The organism is Amycolatopsis stemonae, assembly GCF_054781455.1.
The window spans coordinates 173,913-200,058 of sequence record NZ_BAAGUJ010000007.1; the positions used below are offsets into that span (position 1 = coordinate 173,913).

Below are 26,146 nucleotides of genomic sequence, written 5' to 3' on the forward strand. Positions count from 1 at the left end.
CCCGCCGATGATCTTCAGCGGATCTTCAGCTTCCGCGCGGCGAACCGGCGTTACCGTGAAACCATGGTCACGCCACGGAAGTCGCTCGCCACGCTGGTCGTCGCACTCGGGCTGACCGCGGTCTCCTGCGGCACCGCCGAACCCCAGGCCGCGACCGCGAAGCCGAACATCGTGTTCGTGCTGACCGACGACCTGGCGATGAACCTGGTGCAGTACATGCCGAACGTGCGGAAGCTGGCCCGTGACGGCACCACGTTCGCGAACTACACGGTGACCGACTCGCTGTGCTGCCCGTCGCGGTCGTCGATCTTCACCGGGGAGTTCCCGCACGACACCGGCGTGTTCACCAACGGGGGCGACGACGGCGGGTTCGGCACCTTCCACAAGCGCGGCGACGAATCCGCCACCTTCGCCGGGCAGCTGCAGCACGCCGGCTACCGCACGGGCATGATGGGCAAGTACCTCAACGGCTACCAGCCGAAGGCCACAGTGGACGGTCAGGAGCACTACGTCCCGCCCGGCTGGGACGAGTGGGACGTCGCCGGCAACGGCTACCCCGAATACGACTACACCCTCAACGAGAACCACGACCTGACCCACCACGGGGAGGCCCCGCAGGACTACCTCACCGACGTGCTGGCCGCGAAGGCCGGCGGCTTCGTTTCGGCGTCCACCGAGCTGAAGAAGCCCTTCTTCCTGGAGGTCGCGACCTTCGCGCCGCACGGGCCCTACACCCCCGCGCCGCAGGACAAGGACGCCTTCCCCGGCCTCACCGCGCCGCGCACGCCCGCGTTCGACACGCTGCCGGCCAACCCGCCCGCGTGGCTCGCCGGCCGGGAACCCCTGACCGACAAGGAAAAGACCGGCATCGACACGGACTTCCGCAAGCGCGTCCAGGCCGTGCAGTCGGTCGACCGGATGGTCGGCTCGCTGCGCGAGACCCTGACCAAGGCCGGCGTCGCCGACAACACGCTCGTGGTCTTCAGCTCCGACAACGGCTTCCACATGGGCGAGCACCGGCTGACGCCGGGCAAGATGACGGCGTTCGACACCGACGTCCACGTGCCGCTGATCGCCGCCGGCGCGGGTACGGGGGCCGGCAGGACCGTGGCGAACCCGGCGGCGAACATCGACCTCGCCCCGACGTTCGAGTCGCTGGCCGGCGCCACGCCCCCGCCGGCCACCGACGGGCGCAGCCTCGTCCCGCTCCTCACCGGGCAGCAGGCGCCGGGCTGGCGGACCGCGTCCCTGGTCGAGCACCACGGGCCCGACACCGACCCGACCGACCCGGACATGCCGGCGAAGAACAGCGGCAACCCGACGACGTACGAAGCGCTCCGCACGCCGGCGATCACCTACGTCGAGTACACCGACGGCACCACGGAGTTCTACGACCGCACCCGGGACCCGGACGAGCTGGACAACACCGCGGCGACGCTGCCGCCCGACCGGAAAACCCAGCTGCACAACGCCTTGCAGGCCCAGAAGAACTGCCACGGCAGCCAGGCCTGCGCGGCGGCCGACCACCTGCTGCCCTGACGCAGGTACGCGGCCTCCGGGAACAGGACGTCGGCTTCGTAGCGGGCTGGTTCAGCCGGCGCCCTGGGCCCGCCGGGCCTGGATCAGGTCCTCGCGGGCGCGGGCCACGCGGGAGCGGACGGTGCCGACCGGGCAGCCGCAGACGTCGGCGGCCTCGGCGTAGGACAGCCCGAGCACCTGGGTCAGCACGAGCACCTCGCGCCGTTCCGGGTCCAGGCCGTCGAGCAGCAGGCCCAGCTCGACGAGCTCCTCGAAGCCCGCTTCGGTGCCGCTCGCGCGGTCCGCGGCGGATTCCCAGTCGGTGTCGGCCAGCTTGGGCCGCGCCCCGGCGGCCCGGATCTGGTCGACGACGACCCGCCGCGCGATCGACAACAGCCACGTCCGCGACGACGAGCGTCCCGCGAAGCGGCGAAGGCTGCCGAAGGCGCGAAGGTAGGTCTCCTGCGTCAGGTCGTCGGCTTGGGCCGCGTCGGTGAGGTGCGCGAGGAAGCGCCAGACGTCGGCCTGGGTCGCACGGACCCACTCCTCAAGGGCACGCCGATCGCCACGGCCGGCCGCCATCGCCAGGGCCGTGCCGCGTTCGTCGTCCTCACCGCGGGTCATGGTCCGGAACCTAGCAGTCATCGGGAACCGAATGCGTCCGCCGTCCGACTACTGGGAGATGAGGTGCGAGGACTGCCGCGAAGCGCTTTCGGCCCGGCTGGACGGCGAAGAAGAGCCTGCGTCGCCCGACGAGCACCTGACGTCGTGCGCGGCGTGCCGGGCGTGGTTCGCGCGCGCGTCCGACCTCCGGCGCGAGATGCTGCTGCGTCCCGCGCCGCGGGTCCCGGACCTCACGGCGGCGATCCTCGAGCGCACGCCGGCGCCGTCCGGCGAGGGCTGGGGCCTGCGGATCGCGCTGGCCGTCGTGGCGATCGCCCAGCTCGGGCTGGCGTTCGGGCAGCTGCTGGACGCGCACGGCGTCGTCCACCTCGACCACGAGAGCGGCGCGTGGAACATGGCGGTCGGCATCGGCCTGCTGGTCGCGGTCTTCCGGCCCCGGACGGCGGGCGGGCAACTGCCGCTGCTGGCCGGGTTCGTCGGGGTGCTGCTCGTCCTGTCGGCGGGTGATCTGGCGGCCGGGCAGGTGACGGTGGCCCGGCTCGCGACGCACGTGCTCGTGGTGGCGGGGCTGGTGCTGCTGTGGGCGGTGCACCGGGCGCACCGCGATCGGCACGCGCCCCTTCCCGCGGCCACGGCCGACGACGGGACCGGCGTCGGCGGGTCCACTGTGGACGCCCCGGCGACGGGACGGCCGCGGCCCCGGCCCTTCCGGCGTCAGGCCCACGGCCGCCACGCGGCCTGACGCGACGCCGTGTAGGGCGTTATACGCAAGTCACTCGATCTGCTTGACCGCCCACTCGGCCCACTCGCGCTGCATCGCCGAGAAACGCTTGCCCCACTCGAGGACCAGCCGTCCGTAGAGCGACTGGTTGTCCTCGCCCCAGTCGATCGAGTCCTCCAGCTCGTCCAGCCGCTCTTCGCGCACCCGGGCCGCCTCCCCCATCGATGCCACGTAGCCGCGCGCCTGTGCCGGGGAAACCGAGCCGAGGAAGTACACGCGCAGCAAGCCGGCGCTGCGGGGCGGGCCGCCCGGGTCGACTTCGACCAGCCAGTGCCGCAGCTCCTCGAGCCCGGCCTCGGTGATCTCGTACTCCTTGCGCCCGCGCGGGCCCTCGGCCAGGACGCGGATCATGCCCGCCGCCTCCAGCTTGCCGAGCTCGCCGTAGAGCTGGCTCTGCGTCGCGGGCCAGACGTTGGCCATCGCCCGCTCGAACCGCTTGAGCAGGTCGTAGCCGCTGCCGGGCTCGTCGGCCAGCATCCCGAGCACCGCGTGTCGAAGGCTCATGCCCCCAGTCTGACATTCCACTCTTGACATGTCCAACTAGAAGCTTCTAGTTTCGACATGTCAAAGTTGGAATGTGGGGAGAACGGCATGAACTACCTGAAGAGCTTCCTTCCGTGGATCGCGTTCGCCGTGGTCGCGACGCAGGCCGACTGGCGCTGGTCCGGCCTGACCGGGCTGGTCATCTCGGCCGCGCTCCTGCTGCTCGCCCGCCGCGAAGGCCGCAAGAACGACGCCCTCATCATCGAGTGGAGCGCGCTCGCGTTCTTCGCCCTGCTGACGGCGACGGCGTTCGCCTTCCCGGCGTCGCCGCTGAAGACCTACACCGGCGCGCTCACCGACGCCTGGCTGGCGCTCACCGCCTGGGGCTCGCTCGCCCTCGGGAAGCCGTTCACCCTCGGCATCGCGCGCACGATGACGCCGCCGGAGCTGTGGGACAACCCGATCTTCAAGCGCGTCAACGTGCTCATCACGCTCGTGTGGGCCGCGAGCTTCACCGTCACCGGCCTCGCCGGCATCGCGCTGCTGAACTTCGCCCCGCACGCCACCGCCGCGCTGATCACGCTCAAGGTCCTCGGCTTCGCCGTGCCCGTCGCCTTCACCATCCGCTACCCGCGCATCGTGCGCGCCCGAGCCGAAAAGGCCGCCTGACATGACCACCAGCGACTTCCACCTGAGCGGGGTCTACGCCCCCGTCCACGACGAGCTGACCGCGTTCGGCCTGCCCGTCTCCGGCGCGCTGCCGCCCGAGCTGACCGGCTGGTACCTGCGCAACGGGCCGAACCCGCGCGAGGACAGCAAGCACTGGTTCACCGGCGACGGCATGGTCCACGGCGTCCGGCTCGAAAACGGCCGCGCCGCCTGGTACCGCAACCGCTGGGTCCGCACCGACAGCTTCGACGACCCGGACCTCAAGCTGTACCACGAAGACGGCACCCGGAACCTGCACGCCAGCGTCGCGAACACGCACGTGGTGAGCCACGCCGGCCGCACGCTCGCGCTCGTCGAGTCGTCGCTGCCGTACGAGATCACGACGGACCTGGAAACCGTGGGTGCGTACGACTTCCACGGCGAACTGGCCGACTCGATGACCGCGCACCCGAAGATCTGCCCCGCCACCGGCGAACTGCACTTCTTCGGCTACGGCAGCATCACCGCGCCGCACGTGAGCTACTACCGCACCGACGCCGCCGGGAAGCTCGTCGTCAAGCAGCCCATCGACGTCCCGGGGCTGACGATGATGCACGACTTCGCGCTCACCGCCGCGCACGCCGTGTTCTACGACCTGCCGGTCGTGTTCGACCGGGCGGCGGTCGGCAAGGGCATGCCCTACGCGTGGGACGCGGCCTACGGCGCCCGGCTCGGCGTGCTCCGCCGCGACCGGCCCGAGGCCGGCGTGCGCTGGCTGGAGATCGAGCCCTGCTACGTCTTCCACACGCTCAACGCGTTCGACACCCCGGACGGCCGGATCGTCGTGCACGTCATGCGCTACGACCACCAGTGGTGGGCCGGCCACGACGACCCGCCGGCGTCGCTGTGGCGCTGGACGGTCGACGTCGTCGCCGGGACGGTCACTGAGGACCGGCTCGACGACCGGCCGGGCGAGTTCCCCCGCATCGACGACCGGCTCGCCGGGTCCGACGCGCGCTTCGGGCACGTCACCGGCCACGACGTCCTGCGCCGCTACGACCTGCACGCGGGCACGGCCACCGAGCACGTCTTCGGCGCGGGGCACATCCCGGGCGAAGCGGTGTTCGTCCCGGCGGAGCACGGCGAAGGCTGGCTGCTCACCTACGTCTACGACGCGGCGGAGGACCGCAGCGACCTCGTCGTGCTCGACGCCGGGAACGTCGCCGCGGCGCCCGTGGCGACCGTCCACCTGCCGCAGCGCGTTCCCGCGGGCTTCCACGGGAACTGGCTGCCGGACGCTTAGGCGAACTTCGTCTTGGGCCGCTCCTGCCGGACGTCGTCGACGAAGACGTCGACCTTCTCGTCGAGGAACGCCACCAGGCCGGCGACGCGCTCGCTTTCCGGCAGCGGCGTCGGGTAGCTCCAGGCGAGATCCGCCTGCCCGGCCACGTCGAAGTGGTCGGCCGCGCCCTTGTACGGGCAGTGCGTCACGGTGTCGATCTTCGCGAGCAGGTCCATCCGGACGTCGACGCGCGGCAGGTAGTAACGGGTCGGCAGGCCGGTCTCGAACAGCAGGTGCGGCCGGACGGTGTCGGCGACGGTGACGCCGCCGACCTCGATCCGGACGTGGCGTGAGCTCGGCAGGATGTCGACGCGGACGCCGGGGTCGCGCGGGTGCGTGAAGATCTGTTCGTCCTCTTCGAACCAGTCGAAGGCGGCGAAGTCGAACCGGACGTGGCCCCGCAGCTCCTCGATGGGGGAATCCGGGTATTCCAGCGCGGCATCCACCGCCTCGGCTCGGTCACCCTTTATCGTCGACAGAACACCTTCTCCGCGGCTGGGCGAGTGCGACGTCCGCCCGGAGGGGGCGAGCACGCCGCTCACGACGTCCGCGCGCGGGAAGTAGTACGTGGGGTAGTACGGGACTTCCCACACCAGAAGGGGGTGCACGGTGTCCGCGACGACCTGCCCGCCGAGGAACACGCGTACCCGTTTCGCGCCTTGTGCCACGCGGACCCGGCCGCGGACCGGAGTGCTCATACCGCGGTCAACCGGTCCCGGAGCGGACGTATTCCGGCGAAACCGGGGTGCGGGCGGCTAGCGTGGCAGGGAGAACGAGGACGACAGGAGGCGGGCACGGGTGGCCGGCGTAGATGCTCCAACGGTCGGGACCCCCGCCGGGATGCGCAAGATCAACCAGCGGGCGGTGCTCGACCTGCTGCGCCGCAGCGGCCCGGCGACCCGGCCGCAGGTCGCGAAGGACACCGGGCTGTCGAAGCCGACGGTCAGCCAGGCGTTGCTGGCCCTCGAAGCCGCCGGGCTGGCGCGCCCGACCGGGCACACGTCGACCGGCACCGGCCGCTCGGCGGTGCTTTACGAGGCCGACCCGACCGCGGGCTACGTGCTGGGCGTCGACATCGGCCGCGAGCACATCCGCGTCGCGGTGGCGGACCTCGGCGCCGCGATCGTGGCGCGCCGCGACGAGCGGAACTCGGCGCGCTCCGGCGCGGCGCTGGTCACGGCCGTCGGCAAGATCGCGGCCTCGGCCGTCGCGGACGCCCGGTTGACGGCCGCCGACATCGTTGTCCGCGTGGTCGGCTCCCCCGGCGTCGCCGACCCGGAGAAGCGCTGCTTCCGGCACGCGCCGAACCTGCCGGGCTGGGGCCGCGCCGGCCTGATCGACGACCTCGAAGCCGCGCTGGGCCCGGACCTGATGGTGGAGAACGACGCGAACCTGACGGCAGTCGGCGAAGGCGAAAGCGGCGCCGCGCGCGGAGCGTCGGTGTTCGGCTGCATCACGATCGGCACGGGCGTCGGCATGGGCCTGATGGTCGACGGCCGGGTGTTCCGCGGCGCCACGGGCGCGGCGGGCGAGATCGGCTACCTCCCGTACGGCCGCACGCGCTCGTCCTCCGAAGACGGCGCCCCACCGGCCCGCGGCCACCTCGAAGAGGCAACGGCGGCCCAGTCGGTGGTCCGCGGCGCCCGGGAACTCGGCCTGGGCACGGCCAAGTCGGCCCGCGAGGTCTTCCGCCTGGCCCGCGAAGGCGACGAACTCGCCCGCCGGGCCTTGGAGGCGGAGGCGGACCGCCTGGCGTACACGGTGGCCTCGGTGGCGGCGGTGATCGACCCGGAGCTGATCGTCCTGGGCGGCGGCATGGGCACGGCGGCCGACCTGCTGCTGGAGCCGATCGACCGGGCACTGAGGGCGTTCACGCCGTTGGTCCCGAAGGTGGTCCAGGGCGAGCTGGGCGAGGACGCGGTCCTGACGGGGGCGATCAGCGTGGGACTGCGGGCGGCCGAGGGGCTGGTGTTCGACCGCCGCGTGGGTGCGGCCTGAGCCGCCCGCCAGGCTTCGCCGCCCGTCGATGAGGTGCTCCGCGACCTCAACGGGTTCGCCGTCTCCCTGGACCGCCTCAGTTGAGGAGGCGATCCTCGGCAGCTTCTTCGGCGACCCGGGTAGACCGCCGGGTCGTGCCCGGGATGGCGGTAGCCGAGCGGCGATCACGCCTGCGACCGTGGACTCCATGGATCCGGAGGCCGATCCGCCCGCGTTGTTCGCGCTGCCCGCGCGGCGCGAACCGTTGGCGGCGTTCCGAAGCCGGCTCACCCACCACCGCCCTGCCGACGGTCCGCCGGGGCCGCCGTCGGCTTGGCGTCAGGCCCACGCCGGCGAGCGGGGCCGCTCCCCCGCCGGAACCGTGCACCTCGTCACCGGCGAGTGGCTGCCCGCCTGCGGGGCCGGCCTGAACAGCTGGGACTACCGCGGGCTCCAGCCGACCGACGACGACGTGACCTGCGGCCGGTGCGCGGACCGCGCAGCCCGGACGCGGCCCCTCCGGGGACAGCTGCGCTTGTTCTAAGCGGCTCGCCAGGCTTCGCCGCCGGTCGATACTCGCCACGGCGTCAGCTTCAGCACCGTGATCTTCGGGTCACGGAAGTCCTCGCCACCCAGGATTTTCGGGTCGTAGCCCACCGGCTCCGGTGCCGACGCGAAGCGGTCCCACAGGTACTTCCGCGTCGGTTCGTCGTCCCGCAGCTCCGCGCGGCACTCCGCCACCGCCACTTCGTGCCGCGGGTCCCAGTACGAGCACGACACGTACGGCGACGCCGCCAGGTGCGCCACCTTCAAGGGCGTCGGCCGCGTGAAGACCCAGCCCGTCAGGCCGGCCGGGGCCAGGTCCCAGATCGGGTGCACCACCCGGGACCGCGGGCGGCCCCGGCGGTCGACGGTCACCAGCGTGCACCACACCACGCGGTGCGCCACGCGCACGAACGCTTCGGCCAGCTCGGCCGGGACCCTGCTAGATTCCACAACCATGGTTGTGGATCCTAGCACTCTCGACCTCTCCCTCGTCACGCTCTTCGCAGGCTGGGCGATGACCGACGAGGTCCAGCGCCGGCTCACCGAAAACGACTTCGGCGACCTCCGGTTCAACGACGGCGTCGTCATCCAGCACGTCCTGGCCGCGCCGCTGTCCATCACCGCGCTCGCCGAGCGGATGGGTGTGACCCAGCAGGCCGCGTCGAAAGCCGTCGCGGACCTCGAACGCCGGGGACTGCTGAACCGCCGACCCGGCCCGGCCGACGCGCGCACGAAACTGCTGCACCTCACCGGGCACGCGCGGCGGGCCGTCGAGGCGACCCGGATTCTCCGCGAGGACCTCGAAACCGAACTGAAAGAGGAATTCGGCGCGGCACGCGTCGAGGAGACCAAGGAACTGCTGGCCGCCGTCATCGGGCGGTTCGGCGGCGACGAGGCCGTCCGCGCCCGGCGCGTCCGGCCGCCCCGCTGATCACCCGCGACGCGGCAGCCGCTCAGCGCGTGAGCACGCAGGTCCCCGACGCCGTCGCCAGCAGCTTGCCCTCGGCGTCGCGGATCTCCCCTTCGGCGAACGCGATCCGCGAGCCCTCCTTCACGACCCGCCCGGTGGCGCGGATTTCGCCGCGGCCCGCGTGGATGGCGCGCAGGTAGCTCACCTTCAGCTCCACCGACGAGTACCCGACGCCGGCCGGGAGCGTCGTGTGCACCGCGCAGCCGACGACCGAGTCCAGCATCGTGGCCGCCACGCCGCCGTGGACCATCCCGATCGGGTTGTACAGCGACTCGTCCGGCTCGGCGACCGCGACGACCTCGCCGTGCCCGATGTGCTCCCAGCGCATCCCGAAGTGCGCGGAAATCGGCGGCGCGGGCACGCGGCCCTCCGCGATGGCCGTCAGGTACTCGAAACCGGACATCGTGCCGCCGAGCCGCGCGGTCGGCAGCGGGTCCTGCCAGGTGATGGTCTTCGAGCGGGTCTGCGCGTCGGCGGCCACGTCGGTCATCTCGGCTCCTCGATTATGACGACTGTCTTAATCGCAGCCTCGCCCGGGAACCGGACGGCGTCAAGCGCGGCGTGACCCAGGCCACCGGACCCGGCACCCGAGGTGGAATCATCGCGGGGGTGGACATCGACCCCGGCCGCAAGCTCATCGACCCCGAACGGGTGGCCGCGGCGGTCGACGGGCTGGGCGACCGCGCCGTCATCGACGAGTGGGCGCAGCGGTTCTCCGTCGTCGCCGACCCGTCGCGGCTGGCCCTGTTGGTATCCATCCACTACGCCCGCGAAATCAGCGTCACCGACCTCGCCGTGGTCACCGGCATGACGGACACCGCCGTTTCACAGGCCCTGCGGCTGCTGCGGGCGCACGGGCTCGTCACCACCCAACGCACCGGACGGGTGGTCCGGTACCGGCTCGCGGACGCGACGGTGCACGAACTCATCCATCGGGTGCGTCCCCACCGCGAACAGACCGCTGTGACAAGCGAGACCGCGCCTCGCGCCGGGGGCTCCGCCACCCGGACCCCCGCAAAGCCCGCGAACAAAGACGCCGACCGGTAGCCTGCGGCCCATGACGGGATTGCCCGAGACCATCACCGCCTGCCTGTTCGACCTCGACGGAGTGCTGACCGGCACGGCGGTTCTGCACCGCGAAGCCTGGAAACGGACGTTCGACGAGTTTCTTCGCGCCCGGGACGGGGCCGGCTTCCGCGAGTTCACCGACCAGGACTACGCGACCTATGTGGACGGCCGCCCGCGCGCCGACGGAGTCCGTGAATTCCTGCGCTCGCGCGGCATCGAGCTGCCCGAAGGCAGCCCCGACAACCCGCCGGACGCCCCGACGGTCAACGGCGTCGGCAACCGCAAGAACGATCTCGTCCTCAAGATCATCGACGAGCGCGGCGTGAACCCCTATCCGGGCTCGATCCGCTACCTCGAAGCGGTCAAGGCGGCCGGGCTGCGGATCGCCGTCGTGACGTCGTCGGCCAACGGCGCCAAGGTGCTCGACGCCGCCGGCCTCAGCAAGTACGTCGAGGCGCGCATCGACGGCATCGTGATCCGCGAGCGGCACCTGAAGGGCAAGCCGGCACCGGATTCCTTCCTCGCCGGCGCCGAGGCGCTCGGCGTCGAGCCCGCGCACGCCGCCGTGTTCGAGGACGCCCAGTCCGGCGTCCAGGCCGGGAAAGCCGGCCATTTCGGCTACGTGGTGGGCGTCAACCGCGCCGACCAGGCCGCCGAGCTCAAGGCCCACGGGGCCGACATCGTGGTCGACGACCTCGCCGACCTGCTGGAGGATCAATGACCGAAGAAGAACCCCGCGGCTACGAGTGCTCGCCGTGGGAGCTGCGCTGGCGCGGCATGGACGTCGACGCCCTGCAGCGCACCGAATCGGCGTTCGCCGTGTCGAACGGCCACATCGGCCTGCGCGGCACCCTCGAGGAGGCCGAGCCGCGCGGGCTGCCCGGCACCTACCTCAACGGCTTCTACGAGCAGCACGAACTGCCCTACGCCGAGGCGGGTTACGGCTACCCCGAAGAGGGCCAGACCGTCGTCAACGTGACCGACGGCAAGATCATCCGGCTGCTCGTCGAGGACGAGCCGCTGGACATGCGCTACGGCGCGGCCACCAAGCACGACCGGGTGCTCGACTTCCGCAAGGGCACGCTGTGCCGCAGCACGGAATGGTCGTCGCCGACCGGGCGGCGCGTGCGCGTGCGCACCGAGCGGCTGGTGTCGTTCACCCAGCGCGCGATCGCCGCGATCCGGTACGAGGTCGAGCCGCTCGACGAGGACCTGCAGCTGGTCGTCCAGTCCGACCTGCTGGCCAACGAGCCGATCGAGTCCGACACCAGCGACCCCCGGGTGGCCGCCGCGCTGAACTCGCCGCTGGTCGGCGAGTTCCACCGCGCGTCGGACTACAACGCCGTGCTCGTGCACCAGACGCGCCGGTCCGGGCTGCGGATGGCCGCGGCGATGGACCACAAGATCGAGGTGGACGACGGGATCCGCGCCCGCATCCACTCCGAGGAGGACCTCGCGCGGCTCACCGTCGCGGTCGACGTGCCCAAGGGCGGCCGGCTGCGCATCACGAAGTTCCTCGCCTACGGCTGGTCCGCGCAGCGCTCGGTACCGGCCCTGCGGTCGCAGGTCGAGGCCGCGCTGGCGGGTGCGCGCCAGACCGGCTGGAAGGGCCTGGTCACCGAGCAGCGCCAGTTCCTCGACGACTTCTGGGCCACCTCGGACATCGAGATCGACGGCGATCCCGAGCTGCAGCAAGCGGTCCGCTTCGCGCTGTTCCACCTCCTGCAGGCCGGGGCCCGCGGCGAGAGCCGCGCGATCGCCGGCAAGGGGCTGACCGGCCCGGGCTACGACGGGCACGCCTTCTGGGACACCGAATCCTTCGTCCTGCCGGTGCTCACCTACACGATGCCGGACGCGGCGCGCGACGCCCTGCGCTGGCGTCACTCCACAATGGACAAAGCGCGGGAACGCGCGCACCAGCTGGGGTTGCGCGGCGCGGCGTTCCCGTGGCGGTCGATCAACGGCGCCGAGTGCTCGGCGTACTGGCCGGCGGGCACGGCGGCCTTCCACGTCAGCGCGGACATCGCCGACGCCGTGCTGCGCTACCTGAACGCCACGGGCGACGAGGAGTTCGAGCGCGACTACGGCGCCGAGCTGCTGGTGGAGACCGCGCGGCTGTGGGCGTCACTGGGCCACCACGACCGGCACGGCGCCTTCCGCATCGACGGCGTCACCGGGCCGGACGAGTATTCGGCGGTGGCCGACAACAACGTCTACACGAACCTGATGGCGCGGCGGAACCTGCTGGCCGCGGCGCAGTCGTGCGAGCGGTTCCCGGACGTGGCGGCACACCTGCAGGTCGACGCCGTCGAGCTGGACTCGTGGCGCGCGGCGGCCGAGGCGATGTTCTTGCCCTACGACGAAGAACTCGGCGTGCACCCCCAGTCGGAAGGCTTCCTCGACCACGACGAGTGGGACTACGAGCACACCGACATCGCGCACTACCCGCTGCTGCTGCACTTCCCGTACTTCGACCTCTACCGCAAGCAGGTCGTCAAGCAGGCGGACCTGGTGCTGGCGCTGCACCTGTGCGGGGACTCGTTCAGCCCGGAGGAGAAGGCGCGCAACTTCGCCTACTACGAAGCGAGGACCGTGCGCGACTCCTCGCTCTCGGCGGGAACGCAGTCGGTGGTCGCGGCCGAGGTGGGCCACCTCGAGCTGGCCTACGACTACCTCGCCGAAGCCGCGCTGACGGACCTGCACGACGTGCACAACAACGTCCGCAACGGCCTGCACATGGCTTCCCTGGCCGGGGCCTGGCAGGGCGCCGTGGCCGGCTTCGGCGGCCTGCGCGACCACGGCGGCACGCTGTCCTTCGCGCCGCGGCTGCCGCCGCAGCTGGACCGGATCACGTTCCGCCTGATGTTCCGCGGCACCCGGTTCCAGGTGGAGATCGACCGCGACCAGGCGACCTACCACGTGCTGGACGGCGAGCCCCTCGAAGTGCTGAACCACGGCGAGCGCGTCACGCTCACCGCGGAGCCCCAGCGGTTCGCGATCCCGAAGATCGACGCGGGCGACCCGCCGAAGCAGCCCCCGGGCCGCGCCCCGATGCGGCGCGACTCCGAAAAGGTGCGCCAGTACGCGGAACCGGCCAACCCGATCAGCGAGGTCTACACCACCCAGCCCGGCGTCACTCCGGTAGGTCGCTGACGGCGTCGCGCCCGGGCGGGGCCGGGATCTCCTCGGTCCCGCCCGGGCTCACGTCGGGGTCCGGCGCGGTCGGCACGTCGTGCGTCAGCCGACCGGGGGTCGGCAGCTTGGGGAGCTCGTCGTCCTCGTCGTCGTGGGCGTGGATGCGCTGCTGTTCGCTCATGCCTTCCGGAATACCCGGTTTTCGCGGTGGCGACCAGGGGTCAGGCCGCGACGAACCCGTCGCCGGCCTTTTCCCGCGCCTTGTCCTGCAGCGCCAGCAGCAGGCCGTCCCGGGTCGACCACGGGCAGATCGCCACCTTGCCGCCCGCGACCGTCAGCAGCGCTTCCGCCACGATCGCGCCCGCCAGCGCCTGGTGCGCGCGGCTGCGCGAGATGCCCGGCAGTTCCGCGCGCTTCTGCGGCGGCAGCCCGGCGAGCCGAGGGATCCAGGCACGGAGGTCGTCGAGGCGCAGCTCCTTGCGCCGGTTCGGGCGGGCCCCGGCCAGCCGCGCGAGCTGCTGCAGCACCTTCGAACAGCCGACGACCCGCGGGTTGTCGACGTCCGCGGCGCCCAGCGTGGTGGTCACGACGTCGAGTGCGTGCGCGCGCAACGCCTTGACCTGCTTGTTCGACACGCGTTCGCTCGGCAGCCAGTCCCGGGTCATCGACCGCGCGCCCAGCGGCAGCGACCGCGCGAACGTGGCCTGGTCGCCGCAGCCGGCGGCCAGCTCGACCGTGCCACCGCCGATGTCGAGGACCAGCAGCGGCCCGGCCTCCGCGCCGTACCAGCGGCGGGCGGCGAGGTAGGTCAGCTCGGCTTCGCACCGGCCCGAGAGGAACCGCAGCTCTACCCCGGTTTCGCCGGCGACGTGGCGGACGACCTCCGTCGCGTTGGCGGCGTCGCGGATGGAGGACGTCGCGAGCGGGTAGATGCCGCCGACGCCGTGGCGGTACGCGGTGGTCATGCCCGCGGCGACGGCGGCCGTGACGGCGGCGATGCCCCGGCGGGAGAGGCGGCCGCGGACGTCGAGCTCGCGGTCGAGGCGCAGCCGCGTCTGGTGGTTCAGCACCGGCTCACGGGGCGAGCCGTCGACCGGAACCACCACCAACCGGGCGCTGAACGATCCGACGTCCAGTACGCCCACAGCGGGCTCTTCGATTTTTCGCACTGCTCGGCGCACCTCACTTCCACCTCGTGGATATCCCCAGTTCCACTAATCGAAACACATAATTATGCCCGAATTCATCAAAATTAGCCGGTCATTGACGCATTGGTCTCACCGGACGAACTTTTTTGACGCGAAGGTCACATTCAGGTGGCCCGTTCGAGTGAAGCACCCCACGCCTGGACACGATTCGGTAACGCCGGCTCTTCGAAGCCCGACCTTACCGGCATGGGGCAGGGGACGACCGAGCGGCGCTCGGAGCTCGTGCGGCCGGCCGCCGCGGTGCTCGCGGTGGTGGCCGGGCTCGGCTGCGTCCTGCTCGGCGTCACGACCGTGCTCGCCCCGGGCGTGTCGGTCACCCCCGGCGCCGCGGCCCAGGAGCGGCCCGTGACGGCCGGCGTCCTGCCCGCCTCGCTGTCGATCCCCGACCTGGACCTCACGCTCGGCCACGTGGTGGAGCTCGGCCACGTCGGCGGCCGCCGGGAGCAGCCGGGCACCGCGCTCGGCGTCGGCTGGTTCGCCGACGGACCGGCGCCCGGCGCCCCGGGGGTCGCCGTGCTGTCCGGGCACTCGGGCTTCGGTTACGCCGGCGGCGCGTTCGCCCACCTCGGCCGGCTCAAGCCGGGCGCGGCGGTCGTCGTGCGCGACGACCAAGGCCGCGAGGCCCGGTTCGCCGTCCGCAGGACGGCGACGTTCCTGCCCGGCGAGCCGGACAGCACGCTCGTCGCCCCGGAGGGCCCGGGCCCGCAGCTGCGGCTGATCACCAGCGACGGCACCCTCGACACCGCCGGGATGAACTCCCCGCGGGTCGCGGTCTACGCCACGCCCGGCTGAGGCCCGCTCAGCCGAGCAGCTCCCGCAGCTGCGAGACCGCCGCGACGCGCGCCTCGCGGCCGGGCAGCAGCGGGTTGACCACCAGCGTCGTCGCACCCGCTTCGCGGAAGGCGGCCAGCCGCTCCTTCACGTACCCGGCGGGGCCGACCAGCGAGATCGAGCGCAGCAGCTCGAGCGGCACGGCGGCCGCGGCCTCTTCCTTCTTGCCGTCCAGGTAGAGGTCCTGGATCAGCTTCGCCTCGGCCTCGTAGCCGTAGCGGCAGGCGAGGTCGTTGTAGAAGTTCTTGCCCCGCGCGCCCATCCCGCCGACGTAGAGGGCGACGATCGGGCGCAGGTGGTCGAGCAGCGGCTCGACGTCGTCGCCGATCGCCAGCGCGGCGCTGACGAACGTGTCCAGCTCGCCCAGCGCCGGGTCGCGCTTGGCCTTGCCCGCAGCCAGGGACTCGCCCCAGACGTCGTTCGCCTTCTCCGGGTGGAAGAAGATCGGCTGCCAGCCCTCGGCGATCTCGGCGGTGAGCGCGACGTTCTTCGGGCCGAGCGAGGCCAGCAGCACCGGGATGCGCTCGCGCACCGGGTGGTTGATCAGCTTGAGCGGCTTGCCCAGGCCGGTGCCCTGCTCCGGCGGCAGCGGGATCGTGTAGTGCCTGCCGTCGTGCACCACGCGCTCACGGCGCCAGACCTGGCGGCAGATCTCGACGATCTCGCGCGTGCGGCCCAGCGGCGCGTCGTACTTCACGCCGTGGAAGCCCTCGATGACCTGCGGGCCGGAGGCACCGAGGCCGAGGATGAAGCGCCCGTCGGAGACGAAGTCGAGCCCCGCGGCGGTCATCGCGGTGAGGGTCGGCGTGCGGGTGTAGATCTGGAAGATGCCCGACGCGAGCTGGACGCGCTCGGTCTTCGCGGCCAGGTAGCCGAGCTGGCTGACGGCGTCGAACGAGTACGCCTCGGGCACGAAGGCGACGTCGAGACCGACCTTCTCCAGCTCGACGATGTCCGCGACGCTGTCGGCGAAGCCTCCGGCGTAGTTGATCGCGGTCCCGATCCGCATGTCCACCTCCGTTGCTGAGCAAGCGCTTAGTCGCGCATCTTAACGAGCCCGCGCGAGCCGTGCGGGACTATGTGCGCGCCGCCACTCAGCGGCCGGTGAGGGTGCGGACCACCAGCTCCGCCGAGGCGCCGGCGCCGAGCGTCGTGCCGGCGTAGCGGACGTCGGCGGCCAGCGTGCCCGGTGGGGGCTCGTCCCGGACCGTGATCCACACCGTGACCATCAGCAGCCAGCGGACCACCAGGTAGACGAACAGCAGCACGCCGACGAGCGTGCCGAACGCGGCGACCGCCGGCGAGCGGCCGAGCAGGTGCAGGTAGAGCCCGCCGGCCTGCTGGAGCGCCGCGAGCCCGACGGCGGCAGCCCCGGCCGGGCGCAGCGTCGAGCGCAGCGGCAGGGGCCGGCGCGGCAACCGGGCCAGGCACCAGGCGATGACCAGCCAGTTCGCCGCGAGACCGAGCAGGAGCGAGCCAGCGACCAGCAGGAAGTGCGCGAACCCGCCGGTCAGCCCGGTCAGGCCGAGCAGCCAGGTCCCGGCCGCGCCGGTGAGCGCCGCCAGCCCGAACGACACGCACATCGCGAGCCCGACCCCGGCGAGCGCGACGACGTCGGCGAGGATCCCGCGCAGCAGCGGCCGCGGCGTCCGGTCCTGGCCGAGCATCGCGGTGACGGCGTCGCGGACGTTGCTGATCCAGCTCCAGCCCGAGTACCCGGCGACCGCGAGGGCCAGCAGCCCGATCCGGCCGCGTTCGCCCACGACCGTGTGCACGATGTCGGTGACCCGCCCGGCGATCTCGGGCGGCAGCGCGCCGTCGATGACCCGGTCCAGCTCGGTCGCGAGCAGCCGGTCCCCCGCCAGCACGAACCCGATCACCGAGACCGTGACCATGATCAGCGGCACCAGCGCGAGCAGGCTGAAGAAGGTGACGGCGGCGGCGTAGTGGTCGCCGTCGCGTTCCCGGTACCGGGCGAGGGTGGCCCCGGCCCGCCGGAACGGCTTCCCCACGACGGCCTTCACCGCTCCACGTCCCACCGGCCGACCCTCTCATCCGCGCGTGTTCCCCGCAGTCCGGACACCCCGGCGGCCGGATCGTCACGGCCGGCCGCGGAACCCGCGGGTCAGCCGGGGACCACCGTGCCCCGGACGTCGCCGAACCCGATGCGGCTGCCGCCCGGGCCGGGGGCCGTCGCGCTGATCACCACCTCGTCGCCGTCCTCCAGGAACGTCCGCGTCTCGCCGCCCGGGAGCTCCAGCGGCTCGCGGCCGCCCCAGGACAGCTCGAGAAGCGAGCCTCGCTGGTCGGGCTCCGGGCCGGTCACCGTGCCGGAGCCGAACAGGTCGCCGGTGCGCAGGCTAGCGCCGTTGACGGTCAGGTGCGCGAGCTGCTGCGGCGCCGTCCAGTACTGGGTGGCGAACGGCGGGCTCGACACCAGGTGACCGTTGAGCCGGACCTCCATCGCCAGGTCCAGGCCCCACTTCCCGCCGCCGCGCAGGTATTCGAACGGCTCCGGGTCCTGCGGCGGGCCGTCGACGCGCGCGTGCTCCAGCGCCGCCAGCGGGACGATCCACGGCGACACCGACGTCGCGAACGACTTGCCGAGGAACGGGCCCAGCGGCTGGTACTCCCAGGCCTGGATGTCGCGCGCCGACCAGTCGTTGACCAGGCACACGCCGAAGACGTGGTCCGCGAAGTCCTCAGTGGGCACCCGCGTGCCCGGCGCGGACGGGACGCCGACGACGAACCCGACCTCCGCCTCGATGTCCAGCCGCTTCGACGGGCCGAACGACGGCGCGTCGGCGTTGCGCGGCTTCCGCTGGCCGTGCGGGCGGACGACCGGCGTGCCCGACGCCACCACCGTGCCCGCCCGGCCGTGGTAGGCGATCGGCAGGTGCTTCCAGTTCGGCGGCAGCTCGGTCGCGTCGGGCCGGAAGATCCGGCCGGCGTTGAGGGCGTGCTGCTCGCTCGAGTAGAAGTCGACGTAGTCGGCGACCTCGAACGCCAGGTGCGTGGTCACCTCGGCCCGCGGCACGAGGTGCGGGCGCAGCTGGTCGGCGTACCGGGGTTCGGTCAGCCACTCCCGGACGCTCTCCCGCACCTCCCGCCACGTGTCCGGCCCGGCCGCCAGCAGCGGGTTGAGCACCCCCGCGGTGAGTAGCGGGGCGAACGCCGCCGCGGTCCCGGCCGCGGCGGCGGTCAGGTCCAGCACCTCCGCGCCGACCGGCACGCCGATGCGGCGGTCCGGCGCGCCGCCCACGGAAAACACGCCGTAGGGCAGGTTGTCCAGGCCGAACGGCGTGTCGTCGGCGAGGTCGAGCCAGGTCACGGCCGCTCCTCGGCTCGGTCGTCCGAAGTGGACGGTGGCCGGGTCATTCCGCGCCCCGCGCGGCCACCCAGTCGGCCACCACGTCCGCCAGCACCGGGAGCGGCAGCGTGCCGCTGCCCAGCACCGTGTCGTGGAACTCGCGGATGTCGAACCGCTCGCCCAGCGCCGCCTCGGCCTCGGCCCGCAGCCGCTCGATCTCCAGCCGCCCGACCATGTAGCCGAGCGCCTGGCCGGGGTGCCCGGCGTAGCGGTCGATCTCCGCCTCGATCTCGATCTGCGCCATCGGCGTGTTCTCGACGAGGAAGTCCACCGCCCGCTGCCGGCTCCAGCCCAGCGCGTGCAACCCCGTGTCGACGACCAGCCGGGCCGCCCGCATCGAGTCCTGCGTCAGCAGGCCCAGCCGCGCCACGTCGTCGGAGTACAGGCCCATCTCGTCGGCCAGCCGCTCCGCATAGAGGCCCCAGCCCTCGGCGTAGGCGTTGAACATCGCGATCCGCCGCAGCAGCGGGACGCCGGTGAGCTGCTGCGCGAGGGTCAGCTGGAAGTGGTGCCCCGGCACGGCTTCGTGGAACGCGACCGACTCGCCGAGCGTCCGCTGCCGCTGGTCGGCCTCGTGCGTGTTGGCGTAGTACGTGCCCGGCCGCGAACCGTCGAGCGACGCGTCGATGTAGTACGCGATCGAGCCGCTCTCGGCTTCGGCGGCCGGCACCGGCGCGACCTCGCACTTCTGCTCCGGAACGCGGGAGAACCACTGCGGCGCAACCGCTTCGGCCCGGGCGATCGTCTGCCGGGCAGCGTCCAGGAGCTCGTCGCCGTCACGCCAGCGCAGCGCCGGATCGGTGCGGATTTTCTCGAAGATCCCGGCTAGATCGGTGGTGCCGAACACCTTCTGCCCGAGTTCGCGGTACTCCTCGGCGAGCTTCTCGATGATCGCCAGCCCGGTGTCGTGCAGGTCCTGGGCCGTGCGCTCGGTCGTCGTCTCGGCGCGGATCAGCGCCCGGTACCGGGCCGGGCCGCCGGGCAGGTCGCCGATGCCCGGCGACGTCTCCGGCCGCGCGACCGGAACCACCTCGTCGGCCAGGAAGTCGCGGTACCGCGCGTACGCGGGCCACACGACCTCGGCCAGCAACCGGTCGCGCTCGGCCTCGAGCCCCTGGACCGGCACCTTCAGCGGATCGGCGTCCGGGGCGGCCAGGTAGCGCTCGACGTACCCGACGCCGATGCGCGCCAGGAACTCCGGCGGCGTGAGGCCTTCGGCCAGCGCCGCCCGCTGCCGCTCGATCACCTGGTCCAGGTACGTGCCCACGGCCGCGAGCCGGCTCAGGTAGCCGCGGGCCTTGGCCTCGTCGTCGACCACCGTCTGCGGCAGCAGCATCAGCAGCTCCAGCGCCGGCGCCGCGAGCCCGTCGCTCACCGCGATGTCGGCCCGGCCCGAGTCGAGCACGTCGATCATCGTGCGGGCCTGCCAGACCACGACGTCCCGCGTGACGCGCCCGGCCGAGGACAGCGGACCGAGCGCCTCGGCGCGCGTGATGAGGGCGCCGAACGCGGCGCGCTGCCGCGAGAGCGCTTCGGCGGACTGGTCGGCGAGCTTGTCGTGCGTGCCGGGCAGGCCGTAGAGCGACGGCAGCAGCGGCTGCGCCTCGAACATCAGCTCCAGGCACTCGTCGGCCAGCCCGTCGGGCGTGTCCGTGCCGGCCGCGACCCAGTCCGCGACGACCTTGGCCAGCGCCGGCAGGGGCAGCATGCCGTGGCCCAGCACGACTTCGTGGAAGTCCCGGATGTCGAACCGCTCGCCTAGGGCCGCCTCGGCCTCGGCGCGCAGCCGCTGGATCTCCAACCGCCCCACCATGTAGCCCAGGGCCTGGCCCGGCCAGCCGGCGTACCGGTCGATCTCCGCCTCGATCTCCAGGCGCGCCATCGGCGTGTGGTCGACGAGGTAGTCGATCGCCTGCTGCCGGCTCCACCCGAGCGCGTGCATCCCGGTGTCGACGACGAGCCGGCCCGCCCGCATCGAGTCCTGCGTCAGCATGCCCAGCCGCGCGACGTCGTCGGAGTACAGGCCCATCTCGTCGGCCAGCCGCTCCGCGTACAGGCCCCAGCCTTCCGCGTAGGCGTTGAACATGCCGATCCGCCGCAGCAGCGGCAGGTTCCGCAGCTCCTGGGCCAGGCTCAGCTGGAAGTGGTGCCCCGGCACGGCTTCGTGGAACGCGATCGCCTCGCTCGTGAACCGCGGGCGCTTGCCGGCCTCGTGCGTGTTGGCGTAGTAGGTGCCCGGCCGCGAACCGTCGAGCGACGGCTGCATGTAGTACGCGATCGTGCCGCTCGCCGCGTCGGCCTCGGGCACCGGCGCGACCTCGCACTTCTCCGCCGGGATGCGCGAAAACCACTGCGGGGCCACGGCTTCGGCGCGGGCGATGGCGTCGCGGGCCGCCGACAGCAGCTCCTCGCCGTCACGCCAGCGCAACGCCGGATCGGTGCGCAGGCGCTCGAAGATCCCGGCGAGATCGGTGGTGCCGAACACCTTCCGCCCCAGCTCGCGGTACTCCTCGCCGAGCTTCTCGATCAGCGCCAGCCCGGTGTCGTGCAGGTCCTGGGCCGTGCGCTCGGTCGTCGTCTCCGCGCGGATCAGCGCGGCGTACCGCTCCGCACCGCCCGGCACGTGCCCGATGCCGGGCGCGGTGTCGGGCCGGCCGGCCGGTTCGACCTCGGTGCGCAGGAAGTCGCGGTACCGGGCGTAGGCCGGGTGGACGACCTCGGCGAGCAGCCGGTCGCGCTCGGCCTCGAAGCCCTCGACGTCGGCCGTCGTGCCTACCTTCAGCGGGTCGCTCTCCGGCGCGGCGAGGTAGCGCTCGACGTACTCGATGCCGACGCGGGCCAGGTACGCCGGCGGTACCAGCCCGTCGGCCAGGCTTTCGCGCTGGCGCTCGGTCAGGTCCGCCAGGAACGGCTCGATCGCGGCGAGCCGGGCGAGGTAGCCGCGGGCCTTCTTCTCGTCGTCGAGCTTGTAGAACGGCAGGAACAGCAGCAGACCCAGCGCGGGGGCGGTCAGCCCGTCGCTGACCGCGATGTCGGCGGAGCGCGCCGCCAGCCGGTCGGCCTCGACCTCGGCGGCGGCGATCACGACCTCGCGCGTCACGGCCTCTTCCGGCGACAGGTCCCCGGCGGACAGCGCCCGGGCGCGGGCGGCGAGCGCCCGGTAGGCGGCGAGGAACCGCTCCTGCGCTTCCCGGGTCTGGTCGGCGAGCCGGTCGTGGTCGCCCGGCAGCCCGTGGATCGACGGGGCCACGGGCTCCTGCTCGAACGTCAGCTCGACGAGCTCCGCGGCCAGCCCGTTGACCGTGTCGCCGTGCCCGGCCACCCAGTCGTCGACGGCGGACGCGAGCGCCGACAGCGGCAGCGCGCCCCCGGCGAGCACGAGGTCGTGGAACGCGCGGATGTCGAACCGCGAGCCGAGGCGCTCTTCCGCGCCGGCGCGGATCCGCTGGATCTCCAGGCGCCCCACCATGTACGCCAAGGCCTGCCCCGGCCACGCGATGTAGCGGTCGGTCTCGGCCTCGATCTCGACGCGCGCCATCGGCGTGTGCTCGGCCAGGTAGTCGACCGCCTGCTGCCGGCTCCAGCCCAGCGCGTGCAGGCCCGTGTCGACGACCAGCCGGCCCGCCCGCATCGAGTCGGCGGTGAGCATGCCCAGCCGCGCGACGTCGTCGGAGTACAGGCCCATCTCGTCGGCCAGGCGCTCGCTGTAGAGGCCCCAGCCTTCGGTGTAGGCGGTGAAGCTGCCGATCCGGCGCAGCAGCGGCAGCTCGGTGAGCCCGGTCGCGACGCTGAGCTGGAAGTGGTGCCCCGGCACGGCCTCGTGGTAGGCCGTCGACTCGGCCGAGTGCCGGAACCGCTCGGTGGCCTCGTGGGTGTTCGCGAAGTAGATGCCGGGCCGGGAGCCGTCGGCGGCCGGGCGCAGGTAGTACGCCGGGGGCGCGCCGGGCGCGGCCTCCTCCGGCACCGGCTCGACCAGGCACGGCTGCGACGGCACGGTGCCGAACCACTTCGGGGCTTCGGCGGTCGCGCGGGCGACGGCCGTGCGGGCGGTCTCCAGCAGCTCCTCGGCGCCGGTCCACCGCAGCGCCGGGTCGGTGCGCAGGCGCCGGAAGATCTCCGCCAGGTCGTCCGTGCCGAACACCCGCTGCCCCAGCTCGCGGTACTCGGCGGCCAGCGAGTCGATGATGTCGAGCCCGGTCCGGTGCAGCTCTTCCGGGGTGCGGTCGGTGGTCGTGTGCACCTTCGCGAGCCGCGCGTACGTCTCTTCGCCGCCGGGCAGCCACTTCAGGCCGGGCCGGTCGGCGGGCCGCCCGTGCGGCTTCACCTCGGTGGCGAGGAACTCGCGGTACTCGGCGAACGCCGGGCGCACGACGTCGGCCAGCAGTTCGTCGCGCCGGCGGCCGAACTCCTCGTCCGGCGCCGGCTGGCGGCGCAGCGGGTCGGCGGCCGGGTCGGCGAGGTAGCGGTCGAGGTGCGCGACCGCGGCGTCGACCAGGTGCGCCACCGGGACGAGCCCGCGCTCGATGCCCTCGGCGTGCCGCCGCGCGGCCTGGCGCAGGAACTCCGGGACCGCGGCGAGCCGGCCGAGCTGGGCCTCCGCGGCCTCCCCCGCCGTCACGGTCGTCATCGGGAGGGCGACGAGCAGGGAGGCCGCGGGCGCGACGAAGACGTCGGTGACCGTGAACTCGGCCATCCGGCTGTCGATGCCCGCGATGCGGTCTTCGGCCGTGGCGATCAGGACGTCGCGGGTGACGCGGTCCTCCGCCGACAGCCCGGCGGTGTCCAGTGCGCGGGCCCGCTCGGCGAACTCCGCGAGCCGCGCGCGGTGGGCGGCCTCGGCTTCGGCGGACAAGTCGGGCAGGCCGGGTTCCGCCGGCCGGATGCCCAGCAGGGCAGGCGTCAGCGGATCGGCGGCGAACAGCGCTTCGACGAACTCGTCGGCGAGTTCGGTGACCGCGGTCATGGGCAGGACCCCCAGCTTCGATGGTGTGCTCCCGGCCGACCCTAACGGAGATCACCGACAAGAACGGTGAAGCCGCGGACGGCCTCGGCACGGGCGTTCGGCGAGGCGGTAGCGTTCAGCAGGTGGCCGTGACCGATCCCGTGGATACCCGACTGCTCGCCGCGCTCGCCGACCTCGGCAAGGCCGCGGTACACGAGCTGGCGGCCAAGGTCGGCATGGACCCGCGCGAGGTCGCCTACCGCCTGGTCGCGCTCTCCGGCAGCGGGCTGCCGCTGCTCGTGGGCGTCGAGAGCGACCCGAACGGCCTGCGCGCGGCCATCGCCGGCGCCCCGCCGTCGTGGGCGAACCGGCCGCAGTTCCCGCCCCCGCCGTCGCAGCCGGTCCCCCAGCAGTCCGCCCCGCCGATGCCGATGCCCGCGCCGCCCGTCCAGGGGACGCCGTCGGGCCCGCACAACGTGCCGTCGGGCCCCTACAACGTCCAGGGTGCGCCGTCCGGGCCGTACAACGTCCAGGGCACACCGTCCGGGCGGTACCCGGGCCCGCCGCCCCGGCCCCCGCAGCAGCGCCCGCCGCAGCCGCCGTTCCCGGCGCCGCCGCTCGACCCGGCCGTGAGCACGTGGGGCCTGCCGCAGACGGCGTCCTGGGCCCGCGGCGACGAGCAGGCCAAGCCGGCGGCCGCCGCCACGGGCAAGCGCGGCCGGCTCGGCGAAGTCCTGGAGACCCAGGGCCTGGAGGGCGAGCAGCTGTCGGTGCAGCTGCTCGAGGTCCAGGACCCGGCGGACTACCTGTTCAGTGCGGCGGGCTACCGCCTGGAGGACGGCGAACGCGCGGTCGTCGTGCACACGGAGATCACCAACCGCGGGCAGCTCCCGTTCGTCTCGCTGCCGGACAACTACCTCGAGCTGCTCGCCGCCGACGGCGCCGCGATCGGCAAGGCCCCGGTGTCCCTGACGTCCCGGCCCCCGCACAAGATCGGCGTCAACCCGGGCGAGACCCTGGGCGGCCACACGGTGTACGTCCTCCCGGAAGCGACGCGGGTGGTGTCGGTCCGCTGGAGCCCGCGGCCGGAGCCGGACGAGCGCACGCTGACCTGGTCGATCGAGGACTAATAGCTTTCTTCGCGCAGGATCTCCAGAGCCTTCGCCAGGTCGTCCGGGTACTCCGACTCGAACTCGACCCACCGGCCGTCCGCCGGGTGGGCGAACGCCAGCGTCTTGGCGTGCAGCCACTGGCGGCTCAGGCCGAGGTGGCGCGCGAGAACCGGGTCCGCGCCGTAGGTCAGGTCGCCGACGCACGGGTGCCGCAGCGCCGAGAAGTGGACGCGGATCTGGTGCGTGCGCCCGGTTTCGAGCTTGATGTGCGCGAGCGACGCCGCGCGGAACGCCTCGACGACCTCGTAGTGCGTCACACTCGGGCGGCCGCCCTGGACGACCGCGAACTTGTAGTCGTGGCGCGGGTGGCGGTCGATCGGGGCGTCGATCGTGCCGCGCGTCGGGTCCGGGTGTCCCTGGACGATCGCGTGGTAGCCCTTGTCGACCGTTCGTTCCTTGAAGGCGCGCTTCAGCACGGTGTAGGCGTGCTCGCTCTTGGCCACCACCATCACGCCGGTGGTGCCCGCGTCGAGCCGGTGCACGACGCCCTGGCGCTCGGCCGCGCCCGACGTCGCGATCCGCAGGCCGGCCGCGGCGAGGCCGCCGACGACCGTCGGGCCGGTCCAGCCCGGGCTCGGGTGCACGGCGACGCCGACCGGCTTCGAGAGCACGACGATGTCGTCGTCGTCGTGCAGGATCTGCATGCCTGCGACGGGCTCGGCGACGACCTCGACGGGGTTCGCGGGCTCCGGCAGCGTGATCTCCAGGAGGCCGCCGCCGGAGAGCCGGTCGGACTTGCCCGCCGGACGGCCGTCGAGCAGCACGTCGCCGGCCTCGGCCAGCTCCGCGACGACCGTGCGCGACAGGCCGAGCAGCTTCGCGAGGCCGGCGTCGACGCGCATCCCGTCGAGCCCGTCGGGCACCGGGAGCATCCGCGCGCTCACGCCTGTTCCTCCTGCTGCTGCTTCTTCTTGTCCTTGGTCGACGTACCGTCGTAGTCCTTGCCCAGCAGGGAAAGCAGCACGATCAGGGCGCCGCCGACGCAGATCGCCGAGTCGGCGATGTTGAAGATCGCGAAGCCCTTGCCGTTCGGCGCGAACGCCGAGATGAAGTCGACGACGTGGCCCTGCAGCCCGCCCGGCGCGCGGAAGATGCGGTCGGTCAGGTTGCCGGTGGCCCCGGCGAGCACGAGGCCGAGGCCGATGGCCCAGCCGATCGAGCGCAGCCGCCGCGACAGCCAGACGATCGCGATGACGACGGCCAGCGCGACCAGCGCGAGCACCCACGTCATACCGGTGGCCATCGAGAAGGCCGCACCCGGGTTGCGGATCACCTGCAGGTAGATCAGCCCGCCGAGGATGCGGACCGGCTCCTTGCCCTCCAGGTTCGCGGTGACGAGGTTCTTCGTCACCAGGTCGATCACCCAGAACACGACCGCGACGGCGAACACCCAGCCGACCCGGCGCTTCGGCAGGGGCTTGGCCGGGGCTTCCGGCGTCTCCGGCCCGGCTTCGGGCGGCGCCTCGGCGGCGTCGGGTTCGGTGTCGGGTTCGGAGTGGCTGGGCTCGGTGCTCACGGCTCCATTGTCCAC

Annotated in this window: 24 protein-coding genes and 1 pseudogene; 12 read left to right on the top strand and 13 right to left on the bottom strand. The window is 72.8% G+C overall.

The features are described 5' to 3' along the window. Window positions 1-63: 63 nt before the first annotated feature. Window positions 64-1,539, top strand: coding sequence for a sulfatase family protein (locus ACYVLJ_RS26050; protein WP_460440700.1), 1,476 nt, complete (start codon window positions 64-66; stop codon window positions 1,537-1,539). Between the two features lie 51 nt (window positions 1,540-1,590). Here ACYVLJ_RS26050 and ACYVLJ_RS26055 read toward each other — a convergent pair whose 3' ends face one another. Beyond that, entirely contained in the window at window positions 1,591-2,142 is a 552-nt protein-coding gene (locus tag ACYVLJ_RS26055; RefSeq protein ID WP_451983367.1) for a sigma-70 family RNA polymerase sigma factor, read from the bottom strand. A gap of 31 nt (window positions 2,143-2,173) precedes the next feature. Here ACYVLJ_RS26055 and ACYVLJ_RS26060 point away from each other — a divergent pair, with 31 nt between their 5' ends. Next, window positions 2,174-2,884 carry a zf-HC2 domain-containing protein gene (locus ACYVLJ_RS26060; protein ID WP_460440701.1) on the top strand — a complete coding sequence of 237 codons (711 nt, stop codon included), beginning with the start codon at window positions 2,174-2,176 and terminating at the stop codon, window positions 2,882-2,884. Window positions 2,885-2,914: 30 nt separating this feature from the next. Here the strand turns inward: ACYVLJ_RS26060 and ACYVLJ_RS26065 are convergent, their stop codons facing one another. Next, on the bottom strand, window positions 2,915-3,427 hold the full coding sequence (locus ACYVLJ_RS26065; RefSeq protein WP_451983371.1) for a PadR family transcriptional regulator: 513 nt from the start codon (window positions 3,425-3,427) through the stop codon (window positions 2,915-2,917). A gap of 87 nt (window positions 3,428-3,514) precedes the next feature. On the opposite strand from ACYVLJ_RS26065, the gene ACYVLJ_RS26070 reads away from it, so the two are divergent. Beyond that, entirely contained in the window at window positions 3,515-4,075 is a 561-nt protein-coding gene (locus ACYVLJ_RS26070; RefSeq protein ID WP_460440702.1) for a hypothetical protein, read from the top strand. Window position 4,076: 1 nt separating this feature from the next. Continuing rightward, complete coding sequence (locus ACYVLJ_RS26075) at window positions 4,077-5,357, top strand: carotenoid oxygenase family protein (protein WP_460440703.1); 1,281 nt, start codon at window positions 4,077-4,079, stop codon at window positions 5,355-5,357. Here the strand turns inward: ACYVLJ_RS26075 and ACYVLJ_RS26080 are convergent. Next, the gene (locus ACYVLJ_RS26080; protein WP_451983377.1) at window positions 5,354-6,094 is read right to left on the bottom strand and encodes a DUF427 domain-containing protein; all 741 of its coding nucleotides are present in this window, start codon (window positions 6,092-6,094) and stop codon (window positions 5,354-5,356) included. The two genes, ACYVLJ_RS26075 and ACYVLJ_RS26080, sit on opposite strands and share 4 nt — an antisense overlap. A gap of 142 nt (window positions 6,095-6,236) precedes the next feature. On the opposite strand from ACYVLJ_RS26080, the gene ACYVLJ_RS26085 reads away from it, so the two are divergent. Continuing rightward, a complete protein-coding gene (locus ACYVLJ_RS26085; protein ID WP_451983379.1) occupies window positions 6,237-7,394 on the top strand; it encodes an ROK family protein in 1,158 nt (385 codons plus the stop codon). A 187-nt stretch (window positions 7,395-7,581) separates the two neighbouring features. Next, a complete protein-coding gene (locus ACYVLJ_RS26090; protein ID WP_451983381.1) occupies window positions 7,582-7,917 on the top strand; it encodes a hypothetical protein in 336 nt (111 codons plus the stop codon). On the opposite strand, the gene ACYVLJ_RS26095 is transcribed toward ACYVLJ_RS26090, so the two are convergent. After that, window positions 7,914-8,375, bottom strand: coding sequence for a pyridoxamine 5'-phosphate oxidase family protein (locus tag ACYVLJ_RS26095; RefSeq protein WP_451983383.1), 462 nt, complete (start codon window positions 8,373-8,375; stop codon window positions 7,914-7,916). The two genes, ACYVLJ_RS26090 and ACYVLJ_RS26095, sit on opposite strands and share 4 nt — an antisense overlap. On the opposite strand from ACYVLJ_RS26095, the gene ACYVLJ_RS26100 reads away from it, so the two are divergent. Next, window positions 8,374-8,850, top strand: coding sequence for a MarR family winged helix-turn-helix transcriptional regulator (locus ACYVLJ_RS26100; RefSeq protein ID WP_451983385.1), 477 nt, complete (start codon window positions 8,374-8,376; stop codon window positions 8,848-8,850). The genes ACYVLJ_RS26095 and ACYVLJ_RS26100 overlap by 2 nt on opposite strands. Before the next feature lie 22 nt (window positions 8,851-8,872). Here ACYVLJ_RS26100 and ACYVLJ_RS26105 read toward each other — a convergent pair whose 3' ends face one another. Continuing rightward, on the bottom strand, window positions 8,873-9,379 hold the full coding sequence (locus ACYVLJ_RS26105) for a PaaI family thioesterase (protein ID WP_451983387.1): 507 nt from the start codon (window positions 9,377-9,379) through the stop codon (window positions 8,873-8,875). Window positions 9,380-9,504: 125 nt separating this feature from the next. Between ACYVLJ_RS26105 and ACYVLJ_RS26110 the strand changes: the two are divergent. The 3 genes and pseudogenes from ACYVLJ_RS26110 to ACYVLJ_RS26120 all read left to right on the top strand — a co-directional run. After that, window positions 9,505-9,837, top strand: a pseudogene (locus tag ACYVLJ_RS26110) (ArsR/SmtB family transcription factor); the annotation flags it as partial. A 109-nt stretch (window positions 9,838-9,946) separates the two neighbouring features. Beyond that, window positions 9,947-10,678: an HAD family hydrolase gene (locus ACYVLJ_RS26115; protein ID WP_460440704.1), complete on the top strand. Its 732-nt coding sequence runs from the start codon at window positions 9,947-9,949 to the stop codon at window positions 10,676-10,678. Further along, window positions 10,675-13,110, top strand: a complete 2,436-nt coding sequence (locus ACYVLJ_RS26120) for a glycoside hydrolase family 65 protein (protein ID WP_451983391.1) — start codon at window positions 10,675-10,677, stop codon at window positions 13,108-13,110. Before ACYVLJ_RS26115 ends, ACYVLJ_RS26120 begins: the two co-directional genes overlap by 4 nt. On the opposite strand, the gene ACYVLJ_RS26125 is transcribed toward ACYVLJ_RS26120, so the two are convergent. Together ACYVLJ_RS26125 and ACYVLJ_RS26130 are read right to left on the bottom strand one after the other, a co-directional pair. Continuing rightward, window positions 13,091-13,273, bottom strand: a complete 183-nt coding sequence (locus ACYVLJ_RS26125) for a hypothetical protein (protein ID WP_451983393.1) — start codon at window positions 13,271-13,273, stop codon at window positions 13,091-13,093. The two genes, ACYVLJ_RS26120 and ACYVLJ_RS26125, sit on opposite strands and share 20 nt — an antisense overlap. A gap of 40 nt (window positions 13,274-13,313) precedes the next feature. Continuing rightward, window positions 13,314-14,261 carry a Ppx/GppA phosphatase family protein gene (locus tag ACYVLJ_RS26130; RefSeq protein WP_451983395.1) on the bottom strand — a complete coding sequence of 316 codons (948 nt, stop codon included), beginning with the start codon at window positions 14,259-14,261 and terminating at the stop codon, window positions 13,314-13,316. A gap of 225 nt (window positions 14,262-14,486) precedes the next feature. On the opposite strand from ACYVLJ_RS26130, the gene ACYVLJ_RS26135 reads away from it, so the two are divergent. Then, window positions 14,487-15,092, top strand: a complete 606-nt coding sequence (locus ACYVLJ_RS26135; RefSeq protein ID WP_451983397.1) for a class F sortase — start codon at window positions 14,487-14,489, stop codon at window positions 15,090-15,092. Between the two features lie 7 nt (window positions 15,093-15,099). Here ACYVLJ_RS26135 and ACYVLJ_RS26140 read toward each other — a convergent pair whose 3' ends face one another. The 4 genes from ACYVLJ_RS26140 to ACYVLJ_RS26155 all read right to left on the bottom strand — a co-directional run bounded on the left by ACYVLJ_RS26140 (window position 15,100) and on the right by ACYVLJ_RS26155 (window position 23,464). Continuing rightward, window positions 15,100-16,140 carry an LLM class F420-dependent oxidoreductase gene (locus ACYVLJ_RS26140; RefSeq protein WP_451983399.1) on the bottom strand — a complete coding sequence of 347 codons (1,041 nt, stop codon included), beginning with the start codon at window positions 16,138-16,140 and terminating at the stop codon, window positions 15,100-15,102. Window positions 16,141-16,225: 85 nt separating this feature from the next. Then, the gene (locus ACYVLJ_RS26145; RefSeq protein WP_460440705.1) at window positions 16,226-17,155 is read right to left on the bottom strand and encodes a YihY/virulence factor BrkB family protein; all 930 of its coding nucleotides are present in this window, start codon (window positions 17,153-17,155) and stop codon (window positions 16,226-16,228) included. 101 nt (window positions 17,156-17,256) lie between these two features. Beyond that, window positions 17,257-18,462 (bottom strand): fumarylacetoacetase, encoded by a 1,206-nt coding sequence (fahA, locus tag ACYVLJ_RS26150; RefSeq protein WP_460440706.1) that lies wholly within the window; start codon window positions 18,460-18,462, stop codon window positions 17,257-17,259. Between the two features lie 43 nt (window positions 18,463-18,505). Continuing rightward, complete coding sequence (locus ACYVLJ_RS26155; protein ID WP_460440707.1) at window positions 18,506-23,464, bottom strand: DUF885 domain-containing protein; 4,959 nt, start codon at window positions 23,462-23,464, stop codon at window positions 18,506-18,508. A 122-nt stretch (window positions 23,465-23,586) separates the two neighbouring features. Here ACYVLJ_RS26155 and ACYVLJ_RS26160 point away from each other — a divergent pair, with 122 nt between their 5' ends. Then, complete coding sequence (locus ACYVLJ_RS26160) at window positions 23,587-24,573, top strand: AsnC family protein (RefSeq protein WP_460440708.1); 987 nt, start codon at window positions 23,587-23,589, stop codon at window positions 24,571-24,573. Here the strand turns inward: ACYVLJ_RS26160 and ACYVLJ_RS26165 are convergent. After that, window positions 24,570-25,499 (bottom strand): RluA family pseudouridine synthase, encoded by a 930-nt coding sequence (locus tag ACYVLJ_RS26165; protein ID WP_451983409.1) that lies wholly within the window; start codon window positions 25,497-25,499, stop codon window positions 24,570-24,572. The genes ACYVLJ_RS26160 and ACYVLJ_RS26165 overlap by 4 nt on opposite strands. Beyond that, window positions 25,496-26,131: a signal peptidase II gene (lspA, locus tag ACYVLJ_RS26170; RefSeq protein ID WP_460440709.1), complete on the bottom strand. Its 636-nt coding sequence runs from the start codon at window positions 26,129-26,131 to the stop codon at window positions 25,496-25,498. The genes ACYVLJ_RS26165 and lspA overlap by 4 nt, the downstream gene beginning before the upstream one ends. Window positions 26,132-26,146: the final 15 nt, after the last annotated feature.

What these genes read in the sequence shown, in the direction of transcription:
- ACYVLJ_RS26155 (WP_460440707.1), bottom strand. Translation starts at nt 23,464, where the DNA reads ATGACCGCGGTCACCGAACTCGCCGACGAGTTCGTCGAAGCGCTGTTC.
- ACYVLJ_RS26070 (WP_460440702.1), top strand. Translation starts at nt 3,515, where the DNA reads ATGAACTACCTGAAGAGCTTCCTTCCGTGGATCGCGTTCGCCGTGGTC.
- ACYVLJ_RS26100 (WP_451983385.1), top strand. Translation starts at nt 8,374, where the DNA reads ATGGTTGTGGATCCTAGCACTCTCGACCTCTCCCTCGTCACGCTCTTC.
- ACYVLJ_RS26055 (WP_451983367.1), bottom strand. Translation starts at nt 2,142, where the DNA reads ATGACCCGCGGTGAGGACGACGAACGCGGCACGGCCCTGGCGATGGCG.
- ACYVLJ_RS26080 (WP_451983377.1), bottom strand. Translation starts at nt 6,094, where the DNA reads ATGAGCACTCCGGTCCGCGGCCGGGTCCGCGTGGCACAAGGCGCGAAA.
- ACYVLJ_RS26105 (WP_451983387.1), bottom strand. Translation starts at nt 9,379, where the DNA reads ATGACCGACGTGGCCGCCGACGCGCAGACCCGCTCGAAGACCATCACC.
- ACYVLJ_RS26090 (WP_451983381.1), top strand. Translation starts at nt 7,582, where the DNA reads ATGGATCCGGAGGCCGATCCGCCCGCGTTGTTCGCGCTGCCCGCGCGG.
- ACYVLJ_RS26050 (WP_460440700.1), top strand. Translation starts at nt 64, where the DNA reads ATGGTCACGCCACGGAAGTCGCTCGCCACGCTGGTCGTCGCACTCGGG.
- ACYVLJ_RS26065 (WP_451983371.1), bottom strand. Translation starts at nt 3,427, where the DNA reads ATGAGCCTTCGACACGCGGTGCTCGGGATGCTGGCCGACGAGCCCGGC.
- ACYVLJ_RS26140 (WP_451983399.1), bottom strand. Translation starts at nt 16,140, where the DNA reads ATGCGGATCGGGACCGCGATCAACTACGCCGGAGGCTTCGCCGACAGC.
- ACYVLJ_RS26075 (WP_460440703.1), top strand. Translation starts at nt 4,077, where the DNA reads ATGACCACCAGCGACTTCCACCTGAGCGGGGTCTACGCCCCCGTCCAC.
- ACYVLJ_RS26125 (WP_451983393.1), bottom strand. Translation starts at nt 13,273, where the DNA reads ATGAGCGAACAGCAGCGCATCCACGCCCACGACGACGAGGACGACGAG.
- ACYVLJ_RS26135 (WP_451983397.1), top strand. Translation starts at nt 14,487, where the DNA reads ATGGGGCAGGGGACGACCGAGCGGCGCTCGGAGCTCGTGCGGCCGGCC.
- ACYVLJ_RS26095 (WP_451983383.1), bottom strand. Translation starts at nt 8,375, where the DNA reads ATGGTTGTGGAATCTAGCAGGGTCCCGGCCGAGCTGGCCGAAGCGTTC.
- ACYVLJ_RS26085 (WP_451983379.1), top strand. Translation starts at nt 6,237, where the DNA reads ATGCGCAAGATCAACCAGCGGGCGGTGCTCGACCTGCTGCGCCGCAGC.
- ACYVLJ_RS26115 (WP_460440704.1), top strand. Translation starts at nt 9,947, where the DNA reads ATGACGGGATTGCCCGAGACCATCACCGCCTGCCTGTTCGACCTCGAC.
- ACYVLJ_RS26120 (WP_451983391.1), top strand. Translation starts at nt 10,675, where the DNA reads ATGACCGAAGAAGAACCCCGCGGCTACGAGTGCTCGCCGTGGGAGCTG.
- ACYVLJ_RS26060 (WP_460440701.1), top strand. Translation starts at nt 2,174, where the DNA reads ATGCGTCCGCCGTCCGACTACTGGGAGATGAGGTGCGAGGACTGCCGC.